This window comes from Bacillota bacterium, from assembly GCA_013178045.1.
In the GTDB taxonomy this organism is placed as follows: Bacteria; Bacillota; Ch66; order Ch66; family Ch66; genus Ch66.
The window spans coordinates 241,664-255,523 of sequence record JABLXP010000001.1 but is presented as its reverse complement, the minus strand read 5'-3'; the positions used below and the strand labels follow the sequence as shown (position 1 = coordinate 255,523).

Annotated in this window: 11 protein-coding genes; 4 read left to right on the top strand and 7 right to left on the bottom strand. The window is 49.1% G+C overall.

What is annotated here, in order from left to right; genetic code table 11:
- Positions 1–41: 41 nt before the first annotated feature.
- From HPY81_01315 to HPY81_01305, 3 genes are all read right to left on the bottom strand, one after another.
- On the bottom strand, positions 42–1,592 hold the full coding sequence (locus HPY81_01315; protein NPV26098.1) for an NAD(P)H-hydrate dehydratase: 1,551 nt from the start codon (positions 1,590–1,592) through the stop codon (positions 42–44).
- 14 nt (positions 1,593–1,606) lie between these two features.
- A complete protein-coding gene (locus HPY81_01310; protein ID NPV26097.1) occupies positions 1,607–1,972 on the bottom strand; it encodes a holo-ACP synthase in 366 nt (121 codons plus the stop codon).
- A gap of 101 nt (positions 1,973–2,073) precedes the next feature.
- A complete protein-coding gene (locus HPY81_01305; GenBank protein ID NPV26096.1) occupies positions 2,074–2,550 on the bottom strand; it encodes a chemotaxis protein CheW in 477 nt (158 codons plus the stop codon).
- 328 nt (positions 2,551–2,878) lie between these two features.
- On the opposite strand from HPY81_01305, the gene HPY81_01300 reads away from it, so the two are divergent.
- On the top strand, positions 2,879–4,129 hold the full coding sequence (locus HPY81_01300; protein NPV26095.1) for a glycosyltransferase family 2 protein: 1,251 nt from the start codon (positions 2,879–2,881) through the stop codon (positions 4,127–4,129).
- A 114-nt stretch (positions 4,130–4,243) separates the two neighbouring features.
- Here the strand turns inward: HPY81_01300 and HPY81_01295 are convergent, their stop codons facing one another.
- From HPY81_01295 to HPY81_01280, 4 genes are all read right to left on the bottom strand, one after another.
- Positions 4,244–4,912, bottom strand: coding sequence for an SdpI family protein (locus HPY81_01295; protein NPV26094.1), 669 nt, complete (start codon positions 4,910–4,912; stop codon positions 4,244–4,246).
- Complete coding sequence (locus tag HPY81_01290; GenBank protein ID NPV26093.1) at positions 4,890–5,183, bottom strand: winged helix-turn-helix transcriptional regulator; 294 nt, start codon at positions 5,181–5,183, stop codon at positions 4,890–4,892. Before HPY81_01290 ends, HPY81_01295 begins: the two co-directional genes overlap by 23 nt.
- 216 nt (positions 5,184–5,399) lie before the next feature.
- Entirely contained in the window at positions 5,400–7,055 is a 1,656-nt protein-coding gene (locus tag HPY81_01285) for a pyridine nucleotide-disulfide oxidoreductase family protein (protein NPV26092.1), read from the bottom strand.
- 186 nt (positions 7,056–7,241) lie between these two features.
- Positions 7,242–9,107, bottom strand: a complete 1,866-nt coding sequence (locus HPY81_01280; GenBank protein ID NPV26091.1) for a bifunctional homocysteine S-methyltransferase/methylenetetrahydrofolate reductase — start codon at positions 9,105–9,107, stop codon at positions 7,242–7,244.
- A gap of 356 nt (positions 9,108–9,463) precedes the next feature.
- On the opposite strand from HPY81_01280, the gene HPY81_01275 reads away from it, so the two are divergent.
- From HPY81_01275 to HPY81_01265, 3 genes are read left to right on the top strand one after another with little or no spacing between them, the layout of a single operon-like run.
- Positions 9,464–10,174: an ABC transporter ATP-binding protein gene (locus HPY81_01275; protein ID NPV26090.1), complete on the top strand. Its 711-nt coding sequence runs from the start codon at positions 9,464–9,466 to the stop codon at positions 10,172–10,174.
- Positions 10,174–12,552 carry an FtsX-like permease family protein gene (locus tag HPY81_01270; protein ID NPV26089.1) on the top strand — a complete coding sequence of 793 codons (2,379 nt, stop codon included), beginning with the start codon at positions 10,174–10,176 and terminating at the stop codon, positions 12,550–12,552. The genes HPY81_01275 and HPY81_01270 overlap by 1 nt, the downstream gene beginning before the upstream one ends.
- 13 nt (positions 12,553–12,565) lie before the next feature.
- On the top strand, positions 12,566–13,741 hold the full coding sequence (locus HPY81_01265) for an efflux RND transporter periplasmic adaptor subunit (GenBank protein ID NPV26088.1): 1,176 nt from the start codon (positions 12,566–12,568) through the stop codon (positions 13,739–13,741).
- Positions 13,742–13,860 lie beyond the last annotated feature (119 nt).

Here is a 13,860-nt window from a genome sequence, read left to right as displayed (position 1 = left end):
TTCTATACCTGCCGGTACTGGGTATACTGGAACACTTCTGGCTATGCCTCAAACTGTTTCAGCACAGCTGGGAGTTCAGTAATCAGGTCGCCCGCAACCAGCCCTCTTTGCCCACGAGTCTGCGCGGCCAGGTCCCCGGCTGCTCCGTGGAGATAAACTCCCAGCGCCGCCGCTGAAGTTGGGTTGATTCCTTGCGCGATCAGTCCGGCGATAATGCCGGTTAAAACATCACCGGTCCCCCCCGTGGCCATCCCCGGATTTCCCGTCAGGTTAATAAAGCATTCCCCCCTTGGTGACGCTACCAGGGTCTTGGCCCCCTTCAGCACCACAGTCGCCTGCCAATCCTGCGCTGCCTGCTCCACCACTGCCAAACGGTTATCCTGAACTTTATCAACGGTGGTCTTGAGCAAACGGGCCATTTCACCCGGGTGGGGCGTTAGGACAATCGGTACCGGGCTGTCCTTCAGAACGGTCGGATCATCAGCCAGAGCATTCAAACCGTCGGCATCAATGATCAGCGGCACCTGCAGCTTGGGTAACAGGGTGCGGATTAATGGAAAGAGATCCGGATGTCTGGACATCCCTGGTCCGATGGCCACCACCGAAGCGCGGGGTAAAAATTCCTCGATCACCGGCAAAGCCTCCAGGCTGATTGTTTTTAGTGGCGTCTCGGGGAGTGGTTTGGTCATCACTTCTGTTAATTTTACCTCTAAAATTGGATTAAGCGAAGCGGGAATCGCTGCCGTAACCAGTCCGGCCCCGGCACGGAGTGCTGCCTCGCTGGCCAGGGTAATCGCGCCAGTCATTCCTTCTGCTCCCCCAATAATTAATACGTGCCCATAGCTGCCCTTATGCCCTTCAACCGACCGCCGGGGAAGTTGGGATGCACACCAGTCCCGGGTGATCAGATAACGGTGGATCTTCTGAGCATTCACCAGTTGTTGCGGGATCGAAATATCAGCCACCGTCAATTCGCCAACATAGCTTGCCCCAGGTTCGATTAATAATCCGATCTTGGGCAAACAAAACGTCACGGTGCGCGTCGCCCGGATACACTCCCCATGGACTTTCCCAGTATCTGCCTCTATCCCCGATGGAATATCAACCGCCACAATCGGTTTACCTGACTGATTAACTAAGCGAATCAGCTTAGCCTGTTGAGCAGTAACCGCCCCTTTAAACCCGGTCCCGTACATCGCATCAACAACCAGATCCGCATAGACCAAGGCAATTTTCACAACATTCAGGTCCTTATCGCTCAGAACCGGGTACAATCTTGCCCCCATTTGCCCGAGGATATCCAGATTTATCCTGGCATCCCCACTGATCTCCTCTGGCTGGGCGAGAAGGAACACTTTGATGTCAGCACCGTGATTGATCAGGTGTCGGGCCACCACAAACCCGTCCCCGCCATTATTACCTTTCCCAGCCAGCACAACTACCTTTTTGCCAGCCACGAAACCTAACAACTGATTGACTACCTCCACCACCCGCAAACCGGCATTCTCCATTAAGACTAGACTGGGTATGCGGTATTGAGAAGAGGCCAGTTGATCAAGCTGCCGCATCTCGGCGCTATTGGCAACCTTCATTGTTCCCGCCTCCTTCAATCAGCTACGGCCACAGCCACGGCGTAATACCGGCTGTGTGATAAACTCAGGACAATCGAACGAATTTTTAAATCTTCTGCCCTGCGTTCGGCTTCCCGGCGTAATCTTACCTCTGGCTGGCCAGTTGCATTCATCAGGATTTCAATATCCGACCAGGCAATACCTTCGGTAGACCCCAGCAGTTTAATTACTGCCTCCTTAGCCGCGAATCGCACAGCGAACGACGCATTTTGGTTTTGACGGGCAAGGCAATACTCGATTTCCGCCGGCGTAAAAACCCGCTCAATGACCCGTGGTCGTCGCTGTCTTACCCGGGCAAACCGCGCAATTTCCACCAGATCAATACCAACGGCCCTTGTCACGGATCGTCTCCCCTTCGGATGAACTCAACCCTATTATAACCTTCTGGCAGGAAAAGAAAAACCCTGCCAAATTTTAAGGCAGAGTCTCCACCAATTATCGGTTAGGTAACCTCGACATTGGCTAGGTCTTTTTTCTCCGATTCAGTCAAGATTTTGTGCAGATCGAGCAAGACTAACAGGCGCTCCCCTATTTTGCCAACCCCTTTTAGATAGTCCGCCGCGATCCCACCAATGATGGAAGGTGGGGGTTCAATTTGGCTGGTCGCGAGCCGCAAGACCTCAGTTACTTCATCGACGATTATTCCAACAGTATGCCCGTCAATCTCAACGACAATGATCCGGGTATCGTCGGTATATTCCCCTATCTCTAGATCAAACCGCTTCTTTAAATCAATGACCGGAATCACTTTCCCCCGTAAATTGATCACCCCTTCCACAAAGCTGGGTACTTTAGGCAGCTTCGTGGGATTAGTTAAACGGTTAATCTCCTGAACCTGGGTAATCGGTACCCCGTACTCACAGGTACTATTGCCCGACTTCAAAGCAAAAACAACCAGTTGGATTTCTTCATCTGGCACTTCTGATCACCATCCTCAAAAAAATTTATCCCGGTTAATACAGCTGTTTAGGTCAGGTCAACTAATATTTCTACATAATGTCAATATATTCCTTCCCTTCACAAACTTTGGACATAAAAATTTACAATTACCATAAATATTTTACTGGTAGAGCAAGTTGTCCATCTGACAAAGATAATTGAAATTCCTTCTTAAATTTGATAACATTTAAGAGGTTAGCATTTCCAAGGTAGCTAGCAATAACCAAGAAGATGATTTATAATTTTCTTATGTTTAAGCGGGTAGACTAATTATTAATTCTGCGTACCACAAGAAAGGGGTAAGTCGGTTGGAAGAAGTTTCTTTTGTGTTACTGAGTATCATTGTCTCACTAGCTCAACTGATCATTACTTTTGTTACCATATATTACTACGCGGTGTCGGTTTTCGGCTGGAAAAAGAATGAAGAAACCCATAACTTCCCACCGACCAAACGTTTTGCTCTGATCACTCCGGCGCACAACGAAGAGTTGGTAATCAAGTACCACATCGAAAGCCTGAAAAAACTCAATTATCCATCTGAGTTATATGACATCTATATTATCGCTGATAACTGCACCGATAATACCGCTGAAGTTGCCCGGGCGGAAGGGGTAACCGTCATGGAACGGTTTTCTCCCCAGCGCGGCAAAGGTTTCGCTCTCGAGTGGATGTTCAATGAGCTCTTTAAAATGGAAGATAAACACTATGATGCTGTTTGCGTGTTTGACGCGGATAACGTGGTCTCCTCCAACTTCCTGACAGAAATGAACGCTCGTTTACTGCAGGGGTACAAGTCAATTCAGGGCTATTTAGATACCAAGAACCCGAACGATTCCTGGGTAACCGCCTGTTACGCCACCGCCTACTGGTCAATGAACCGGATGTGGCAGCTCGCCCGTTACAACCTGGGCCTTTCAAACGCTCTGGGAGGTACCGGGTTGTGTATAGACATTGAAGTTTTAAAACAGTATGGCTGGGGTGCCCACTGTCTGACGGAAGACCTTGAGTTTACGATGAAGCTATTGCTCAATGACATTAAGACCTCCTGGTGTCACGAAGCTAAAGTGTACGACGAAAAGCCGGTTTATTTCTCTCAGACCTGGAAACAACGTACACGCTGGCTGCAAGGACACTGGGATGTGGCCTTGCGGTACATGATTCCACTGCTTAAAAAAGGGTTTGCCGAACGAAAGTGGTACTGTATTGATGGGGCAATTTATCTGTTCCAGCCGATGTGGATTATGACCGTTTTGTTCACTTTTTTAATTAGTTTCATCGCCGCGTTTTTCCCACAGCCCATTTATACCACCATCTTTTCGCATCTATTGCCCGGGTGGTTGTGGACGATCCTCGGCATCCTGGGTTATCTCTACCCAATGGCAGGGTTATACCTGGAGAATGCGCCAAAGAAGGCCTACTTCTATTACATAACGTATCCATTGTATGGCTTAACGTGGTTTCCTGTAACTATTGTTGGCCTATTAAAGCACCACGAAAAAGATTGGGCTCATACCCGTCACACCCGGGGAATCTCGATCAACTCTCTGGAAAACTCTTAAAATCCTCAATAATTCTTCTTTCCAAAAAAGAAAAAAAGAGAGCCTGGAAAAGAAAGAGGACTCTCTTCTTTTTTTCTCTCCACTTCCGCTCGATTAAACATCCTCGATTAACATCTATTTCCTTGTCTTTTCCTGCTCCAGCCGCCGATACAGCAAGTACGAATAAATAATGGGACCAAGGCTCGCCACCAGTGCTCCACCAATGAAAACAAGAAACTGCAATTTCGGTTGATTGAATGGAGCCAGTGCTAAAGTGGCTAAACCGAACAACACGAACCCCCATCCGCCGACCCGGTGCGTTCGCCGCCATACTTCGTTATTGGACAAGGTCCATGGCGTTTTTATTCCGACAAACCACGATGGACGGATTTTAGCCATATAATTGCCAATCACGATGAACATGACACCCAACATCGCCAATAAATAATTAACCGCCAAGCGCTGCTCCGGTGCAAAAACCGCTTCAATTGTCAGCATTTGCACTCCCAGCATAAAACCAAGAATCATGATCTTCAGAATTGTGTAAACTCCGGCAAAGTCCTCGTAGTTGGCCCGCTTAGGATCAATATAGGGTAAAGCCAAAAACAACAAATAGATCCCTATTATTAAGGCGGGAATAAAAATTGAATGGGTCAGTTTACTACCATAGGCATCTGGTGTCCCAGCTATTCCCCAGTGAGTGGGTACCTGAGCGGGGAGATAAGGATAGCTCAATATTGATACCAGCACCGAAGCCACAATGATTAAGAATGGTATGAGCTCACTCTTCAGGGTTATCTTCATCAACACACTCTCCCTTAAAAAAGTTAAAAAAAGCCTCCAGGGTTTCCTCAAGCACTGACATATTCAAACAGTAGATCACAAATTGCCCCTGTTTTTCAGCTGAAACCAGGCCAGCGTTCTTAAGAATACTGAGATGGTGACTGACTGAAGCCTTGGCCATCTTAAAATTGTCCGCAATCTCACCAGCGCTCATGTCTCGTTTTCTAAGTAATTGCAAAATCTTTCGCCTGGTCGGATCAGCCAGAGCATTAAATACCGCGTTAACTGGCAATGCACACACCCTCTTACAAATATTTAGATGATAATCTAATTGTCTGTATTATAATTCTCTCAAACTAGTATGTCAAGAATTAAGACTAAGGCATAGGAAGACAGCCTTAACCGACACGCTCCCTATGCCTTTTAATTCCTTATTTCTGAAGTTTCGGCTAGTCAGCTGATTAATAAGCGAAAATGCCTAAATATTCGTTCTTACTCATTAACCAGCTTATTGCAGAACTGCTGATCGATAGGTCATCCAACCACCGCTGAGATTTTTAACCCGCTTGAAGCCATGCTGACGCAGGATCCGTGTGGCGATATAGGCCCGAAGCCCAACCTGGCAGAACACGATAATCTCTTTGTCCCGCGGCAGTTCACCCAGCCGCTCCCGCAGTTCATCAACCGGAATATTGATGGCACCCGGTATGGTACCCGCCTCCACTTCTCTTGGTGTTCTAACGTCAACCAGAACAGATTCTTCTGGATTGAGACCAGCTATCTCGTGCCAGTGAATAATCTCCATGTCCCCCTTCACAATATTCGACGCCACGTAGCCCGCCATGTTCACCGGGTCTTTGGCCGAGGAAAACGGTGGCGCGTACGCCAGTTCCAGTTCCGTTAAGTCAAACACCGTCAAGCCAGCCCGGATCGCCGTCGCCAGCACGTCAATGCGTTTATCCACCCCTTTACTCCCCACAATTTGCGCCCCGAGAATCTTGCCATCACGCGGAGTAAATAATAGCTTAATCGACATCGGTACCGCCCCGGGATAATAAGTGGCATGTGACGCCGGGTGAGTATAGGAAGCCAGGTACTCGCTCCCCAGTTTCCGCAGGGTCTTCTCGTTGTTGCCTGTGCTGGCTGCTACCAGGTCGAAAACCTGGACGATGGCTGTCCCTTGCGTCCCTTTGTACTTACTGGGGATGCCCGCAATCGTGTCCGCCACCAGGCGGCCCTGTTTGTTGGCCGGGCCAGCCAGCGGAATGTGTGTATCGTGCCCATTAACAAAATCCTTAACTTGAATCGCGTCCCCAATCGCATAAATAAATGGATCAGAAGTGCGCAGGTATTCGTCAACCAGAATGCCACCGGTTGACCCAATCGCCAAACCGGCTTCTTTCGCCAGGTGTACCTCTGGTCTGACCCCAATAGCTACAATGACCATCTCCGCAGGTATCCGACTACCGCTAGCCAGCACCACTGCTTCCGCTCGATTAGTGCCTTCGATCGCTACCACTTTTTCCTTCAGGCAAAGATTGACCCCATTTCTTTTCAATTCCTGGTGGATGAAAACCGCCATTTCATAATCCAGCGGCGGCATCACCTGATTGGCCATTTCCACCAGCGTAACCGCTGCCCCGAACTTTCTCAGGTTTTCGGCCATTTCCAGGCCGATAAAACCGCCGCCAATCACCACCGCCGATTGGGGTTTGGCGAGTTCAATCTGCCGCTTCACCAGGTCGCTGTCGGTAAACTTTCGGAAAGTAAAGACATTAGGCAGCTTGATCCCCGCGATATCGGGGACAAACGGACTTGCTCCCGGGGACAGAATCAGGTAATCGTACGCCTCCCGGTAGACTTCCCCGGTGACCAAGTCCTTGACCTCGACCTCCTTTTCTTTCGGATATATACGGATTACCTCATTCTGGACACGAACATCGATGTTAAACCGCTTGCGCATCGAAGCCGGCGTCTGCACAAATAAATTATTTCGCTTGGTAATCACCCCGCCAACAAAATAAGGCAAACCGCAGTTGGCATAAGAGATGTGTTCTCCTCGCTCAAACATGATAATCTCAGCTTGTTCATCTAACCGCCTCAGCCGGGCTGCTGCGCTTGCCCCGCCGGCTACGCCGCCCACAATAAGAATTCTTTTTCCCATTGAGAATCCCCCTCTCATGCTTGAATAATCTTACAGATATCCTTTCACTTCAATAACTGAAATCCCCCTGACTTCTAATGTTCCTCAATCGCGGAACCTGGAATACTGTCCCGTTCTCTCAGAACAATAATTTTCTTATCCTTAATCATAGCTCTTCTACTTTTTTCGTCAAGTTGAATAAACTTTTTAAGAGTTTAATGTCCCCTGCTTCTGCTTTTCTCTAACGTACCGCGTTAGTTCTGCAGTCATGTCGTGATAGGAAAACGGGGTGATTAAATAAATCCCTCGAAAATACCGCATGGCTAAATCAAGCAGTTCCCTAGCCATTTTTACTCCTTCACTTCTAGCTTCCGCCCCGGTGTACTTTCTCATTCTTTGTAAAGCTTCCTCAGTTAGTTTAATCCCTGGCACCTCATTGTGCAGAAATTCCGCATTACGGGAACTGGTCAGGGGCATAATCCCAATAAAAATTGGCACCGGGAGATGTTTAGTCCGTTCATAAATCAGTTCAATGGTTTCCGCATCGTACACCGGCTGAGTCATAATAAAATCAGCACCAGCCTCAATTTTACGCTCCAAGCGGCTAATAGCCGAAGTAAAGTTTTGCACGTGTGGATTGAACGCTGCCCCTACCACAAACTGGGCCTTCTGTTTAAGTGGCTTGCCGGAAAAAGAATAGCCGGCATTCAACTGCTTCACCATACGGATCAGGTCAAAAGAAGAAACATCAAATACTGAACTAGCCCCAGGCAAATCTCCAAAACGGGCTGGATCCCCGGTAATCACCAGTACCTGGTGAATACCTAAAGCATGCAGTCCCATGAGATGAGATTGTTGCCCGATCAGATTACGGTCCCGACAGGCGATGTGCACCAAAGGGTCAATACCAAACTTGTTTTTGATGATCGCCCCCAGGGCCATGTTGCTCATCCGGGTGGTCGCCAATGAGTTATCTGCCATGGTAATGGCATCGGCGCCAGCATCCTGTAAATTCGCCACTCCCTGCAAATATTCATCTATTTCCAGGTCTTTAGGTGGATCAAATTCAACGATTACAGTATATTGTTCCCTTACCTTCTCAACAATACTGGGAGTTGCTTTAATTCCCGAAATTTCCAGTCGTGTTTGTCGTTCAACTGGCTCTACTTTTTCAGCCGGTGGATTTTTCCGGGGAACAGGCTGAAGACCTCGCAGCCTTTCCGCAATTGCCCGAATATGGGCAGGCGTTGTCCCACAGCACCCACCGATAATACTTACCCCCTGGTCACGGAATCGGCGAGCACTGTCAGCAAAATACTCAGGCGACGATTTATAAGCATACTCACCTTCAGATAATCCTAACCGGCCAGCATTGGGGAAGACAGAAAGTGGTAATTCCACTGGCACCACTGTCTGCTCCAAAGAGCGCACCATTTCAGCTGGTCCCAAACGGCAATTCAAACCCACCACATCAGTCCCAGCGCGTTGCAGTTGACTGAAGGCATCAGTCAAGGTATATCCATCGCGAGTGCGGCCAACCTCCAGACAGGCCAATTGAGCCAAAATAGGCAGGGTCGTCAGAGGGCGGATCACGTCCAGGGCCAGGAGCAATTCTTCCAGGTCTAAGAATGTCTCCAGGATTAATCCATCCACCCCACCGGTGAGCAAGGCACTCGCCTGTTCCTCAAACTGTTCCCGGTAACCACGCATCTGTACATCTCTAACCCGCCCAGCGGAAACAGAGCTGATGCTTCCCACTATATAAGCATCCTCACCTACCGCTTCTCGGGCAATTACCGCCGCCTTCCAGTTGATTCTGGAGACGAGGTGTTCCAGTCCGTACCTGGCCAGGGCTTCCCGCTTCGCGCCAAAGGTATTGGTCTCGATCAGCCTGGCCCCCGCCGCATAGTACTCCCGGTGCACACCGCGAATCAGTTCCGGCTTGGATAAACAAAGTTCTTCGTAGCATACCCCAATGGGAATCCCTTGCTGATACAGCCAGGTAGCCATCGCCCCATCACCCACCAGGAGATGGTCCTGTACGTAAGTTTTCAGATCTGGTTTCTTCGTCACCCATATCCCTCCTCGCGGTAACTGAAAAAGAAAAGCCCCAACTGGACAAGGCCTAAAGGGTAGGTTAAATAACTGCTCTTGATCAGGTACGCCGATGTGCTGTTTTAGTTAATTATCGGTGTTTCCCCGCCAACCGTCAATAGGTCAAAACCACCAGGCCGGTTACCAGAATCCGGCAATTTGTCTGGTAGTACAAGAATTGTCGTCAGGTCAATATTGGATTCAGCGAACCCTTTCTTTTATCAATACCCCTGATCACATCTTTACGATTGTTTTTGAACAAGCTAAATCTTATAATGGGTTCAAAGGTAAGTTCAGTTACTTCGATATAAAAAATAACTATAAGGATGCACACCATGAACAGAAACATCCTTTTACAACTTAAGCAAGTCACCAAAACGTATGTAATGGGTGAGGTAACCGTTGAAGCCCTCAAGGAAACAAACCTGAAAATCTATGTCGGGGAATTATTGGTGATCCTGGGTCCCAGTGGTTCCGGTAAAAGCACGCTATTAAACATTATTGGTGGAATCGATTTACCCACCACCGGTGAAGTCTATTTTGATCAGGAAGACTTGAGTCAGGCCGGTGATGCTCGCTTAACTCGCTATCGACGTCATGACGTTGGTTTTGTTTTTCAATTTAATAACCTCATCCCAGACTTAACCGCCAGGGAAAACATAGAATTAGCCGCCAATCTCGTGCCGCATCCGTTGCCCACGGCAGATATGTTAAAAGAAGTGGGGCTGGAAACCAGAATGGACCACTTCCCCTCCCAGTTAAGCGGCGGCGAACAACAACGGGTATCTATTGCGCGGGCAATGGTCAAGAATCCTCGCCTGCTGCTCTGCGATGAACCCACCGGCGCTCTGGACTATCAGACCGGTAAACTAATTCTGGGCTTGCTGACCAGGATCAATCAGGAACGCGGCAGCACGGTAGTAATCGTCACCCACAATACCGCCATCGGGGCCATGGCCCACCGGGTTGTCCGGATGCGCAGTGGCCAAATCGTAGAGATCTCCGAAAACCAATCCCCGGTTTCACCCGAAAGGATTGAGTGGTAATGAACGTCCTGACCAAAAAACTGTGGCGCACCATTCAACGCACCAAGGGCCAATTTCTGGCACTGGTCACCGTAGTAATGGTGGGAGTCATTGTTAATATTTCCATGAGTACAAGTTATAACAATTTAAAACTTTCCCAGGATTTGTTTTACCAGGAAAACAATTTTGCTGATTACTACTTTCACGTCGTCAAAGCCCCTCAGGAAGTAATTAAACAAATCGAGTCTGTCCCAGGTGTGATCAGGGCCACAGGCCGAATCCAAAAAGACGTGCCGATCCTTAAGGAGAACAAGCAAAGGGCAACAGCCCGTTTAACCAGCTATCCCCTCCCACTGGATACCGCAGTCAATCGTCTGCATCTGTTGACTGGCCGGCTATTTGAAAAATACCCGGCCGGCGGGGGAATTGAGATTCTGCTAGATCCCCAGTATGCTGCGGCCAACAGTCTGGCTATCAACGATCAGGTAACCATCGTAGCCGAAGGTAAACGGGTGCCACTGACGGTGGTGGGTACGGCAACCAGTCCTGAGTTTATTTACCCGATGAAGGATGCGGCCAGCCTGATGCCGGAGCCCAAGACATTTGGCATTATCATGCTCCCTCACCACCAGGCCCAACAAATCTTGAATCTGACCGGGCAGATAAATCAGGTCGTGGTCCAACTTGCTCCCGGAGTTGATGAGGAAAAAGTAGCCGAGCAGATTAAGCTTATCCTGGAACCCTACGGTAACTTGGCCAGCTACCCGCGTAAGCAGCAGCTGAGCCACGCTGTTTTACAGGGGGAGCTCGATGGTCTAAAGACCCAATCCTATTTTCTGCCCATAATCTTTTTAGTCATCGCCGCCGCTATCCAATTTGTCATGCTGAGCCGGCTGGTCAAAACCCAGCGTTTGCCAATCGGCGTCATGAAGGCCCTGGGGTACAGCAACTGGCAGATCATGTTGCACTACACCGGTTACGCCTTAAGCGTGGCTGTTTTAGCAGCAGTTCTCGGTACCTTGCTGGGCGTTTGGTTGGCCGCCATCTTTTCCGCTACCTATGCCCAGTATTTCAATTTACCTCAGGCGATTGGTGCGCTGAATATTAAGTCTATCTTATCCGCTTTCGGCCTCAGCTTGAGCGTTGGTGTCCTGGCTGGTCTGACCGCCACCCGCCAGGTGGTCACTATTAATCCGGCTGAATCCATGCGTCCTGAACCCCCTAGAAGCCCGCGCAAAATGCTGCTGGAACGTTGGACCTGGCTGTGGCGGAACCTGGAGGCATCCTGGAAGATGGGTTTACGCAGCATTGGCCGCAACCGGCTGCGTTTCAGCATAACTGTGCTTGGGATAATCTTTGCCGTGGGTATGCTGGTCGTCGCCCTGTTTACCCGAGACTCAATTGATTACCTGCTGAAAACACACTTCGAGCAAGAACAGCATTATGATTACTTTCTTCGCTTTACCGCGCCGGTTAAAGAGTATGAATTATTAAATATTTCCCGCATTGACGGAGTAATAATAACAGAACCAATTTTTGAGTTGCCAGTCAAAATGCATTTTGCTGGCCGTTCTGCAGAAGATGTTCTGCTCGGTTTACCCCTTGAAGTAAAACTCAAGGAATTAGTCAGTGAGTCCGGCCAACCCTTGCGGTTACCAGCAGAAGGCCTTCTGATTAACGAAAGGACAGCCCGTAAATTAGGGGTCAAGGTTGGTGACGAAATAGTAATTGAAACCCTCCTTGGTCTGGGACCAGCTCACTCCGCGACAGCCAAAATAGTTGGTATCAACCGGCAACTGGTCGGTGGCAGTTCATACATCTCCCTGGATCAGGCCAACCGGGTACTCCAGGAAAAACAACTGATCTCCGGGGCCATGTTAAAGGTCGATCCCGGTAAAACCAGCCTGGTAGAAGAAAAACTGAATGAGTTGACCGGGGTTTCTTCCATTCTGAGCCGGGAGAAAGAACTGGACAACTTTAACCAAAACCTGGATAGTCTGGTCTACGCCATATCCATTATGATCACGTTCGCGGCAATCCTGGGATTTGCCATTGTCTACAATGCCTCTGTGATCAATTTCGCCGAGCGAAAAAGAGAACTTGCCTCGTTGCGGGTCATCGGATTTTCCTCCCAGGAAGTTTCCGAGCTCCTGATGAAAGAAACCTTCCTGCAATCATTGTTGGGAGTGACTTTGGGCTTACCTTTCGGCAATTTAATGGCGCGAGCTTATGTCCAAGCCGCGAGTACTGAGCTGTTCACTATGCCCGCGGTGGTTTACCCACTGACCTACGTTTTATCCGCCTTGCTTGGGATTGGCTTTATTGTGGTGGCCCATCTGTTTGCGGTTAAAGGGGTCAAGCAACTCGACCTGGTAGCCGTCTTAAAAAACAACGATTAGCGAGGAGGCAGTAATGAAAAAACTGAACAAAAAAACCTATCTATTAATCGGGATTGTAGCCATCCTACTTTTAGCGGCAATATTGCTCACCAGGGGAGGACCGGTAGTTGACACAGTCAAAGTCCAACCGGGAAACATTTCGCGCACGGTAGAAGATGTCGGCTACGTCCAACCAGCAACAGACTATAATTTCCAGGCTACCCAGAGCGCCCGGGTTATCCGGGTGCCGGTCGAAACCGGCCAATTCGTAAAACAGGGACAAACCCTGGTAGTACTAGAAAATCTGGACCTGGCCGTACAACTGGCCGACATCCGCTCCCAGTTGTTGCAAGCAGAAGCGACGGTCAGTGGGACAAAGGCCGCTCTGGAACGAACTGAATTAGAGCTTAAAGACGCCCAGGAAAATCTTGCCCGGATTGAGGAACTATTTCAGGCTGGCGCCGTCACCCAGGCAGAATTTGACAAGGCACGGTTGCTCGTGGAAACCTATCAACGAAGTCTGAGTGAACAACAAGCCCGCCTGAGCAGTGCCCGATCCCAAATCACTGGTTACAACCAGACGCTCCAGCAGTTGGCTACCAAAGAACAGCAACTGGTGCTAAAGAGCCCGGTTGACGGGATCGTGCTGAGCTTGCCGGTTAAACCAGAACAAGTTTTGCAGCCGGGGGCCTTGCTGGCCAGCGTCGCTGTGCCGGGCCAACTGGAAGTCAAGGCCGACATCTTAAGCGACGACCTGGCAGAAGTTAAAGAAGGGCAAAAAGTCAATGTCACAGCCCCGGTCCTGGGCCAAAAAGTCCTGGTCGGGGAAGTAAAGAAGATCTATCCCCGGGCAGAAGAAAAGCAATCCGCCCTGGGTGTAGTTCAGCGGCGGGTACCGGTGATTATCTCCTTGAGCGAGAGCAACCAGCTGAAACCTGGTTACGAAGTGAGAGTAGCCATCGAAGTCCTCAACTGGCAAAATGTGCTGGTGGTACCCCGGGAGGCCGTGCGCACCACCAAAAGCGGCCAGAAAGAAGTAATGGTGGTGGTTAATAAGCGGGTCCAACACCGGCCCGTGCAAACCGGAATCAGCGACCGTGAACACATTGAAATAACCGCAGGATTAGAAGCCGGTATGGAGATAGTCAAAGATGGCAGCCTGGACCTGGCAGAAAAAACGAGAATAAAACCAAAGGAAAGTGATAAATAACTTTCAAATAGTTTAAAAAACGGTTTTCAACTATGTATCCCTCACGGTTTATGTAAACTAAGAGTTTATTAACTAAAAAGGGTTTATTGAAAGATCGCAATAGGGTATAATAACATAAG

Excerpts from the sequence above, each read along its gene's own strand:
- HPY81_01315 (NPV26098.1), bottom strand. The coding sequence starts at position 1,592 with ATGAAGGTTGCCAATAGCGCCGAGATGCGGCAGCTTGATCAACTGGCC.
- HPY81_01295 (NPV26094.1), bottom strand. The coding sequence starts at position 4,912 with ATGAAGATAACCCTGAAGAGTGAGCTCATACCATTCTTAATCATTGTG.
- HPY81_01285 (NPV26092.1), bottom strand. The coding sequence starts at position 7,055 with ATGGGAAAAAGAATTCTTATTGTGGGCGGCGTAGCCGGCGGGGCAAGC.
- HPY81_01275 (NPV26090.1), top strand. The coding sequence starts at position 9,464 with ATGAACAGAAACATCCTTTTACAACTTAAGCAAGTCACCAAAACGTAT.
- HPY81_01270 (NPV26089.1), top strand. The coding sequence starts at position 10,174 with ATGAACGTCCTGACCAAAAAACTGTGGCGCACCATTCAACGCACCAAG.
- HPY81_01265 (NPV26088.1), top strand. The coding sequence starts at position 12,566 with ATGAAAAAACTGAACAAAAAAACCTATCTATTAATCGGGATTGTAGCC.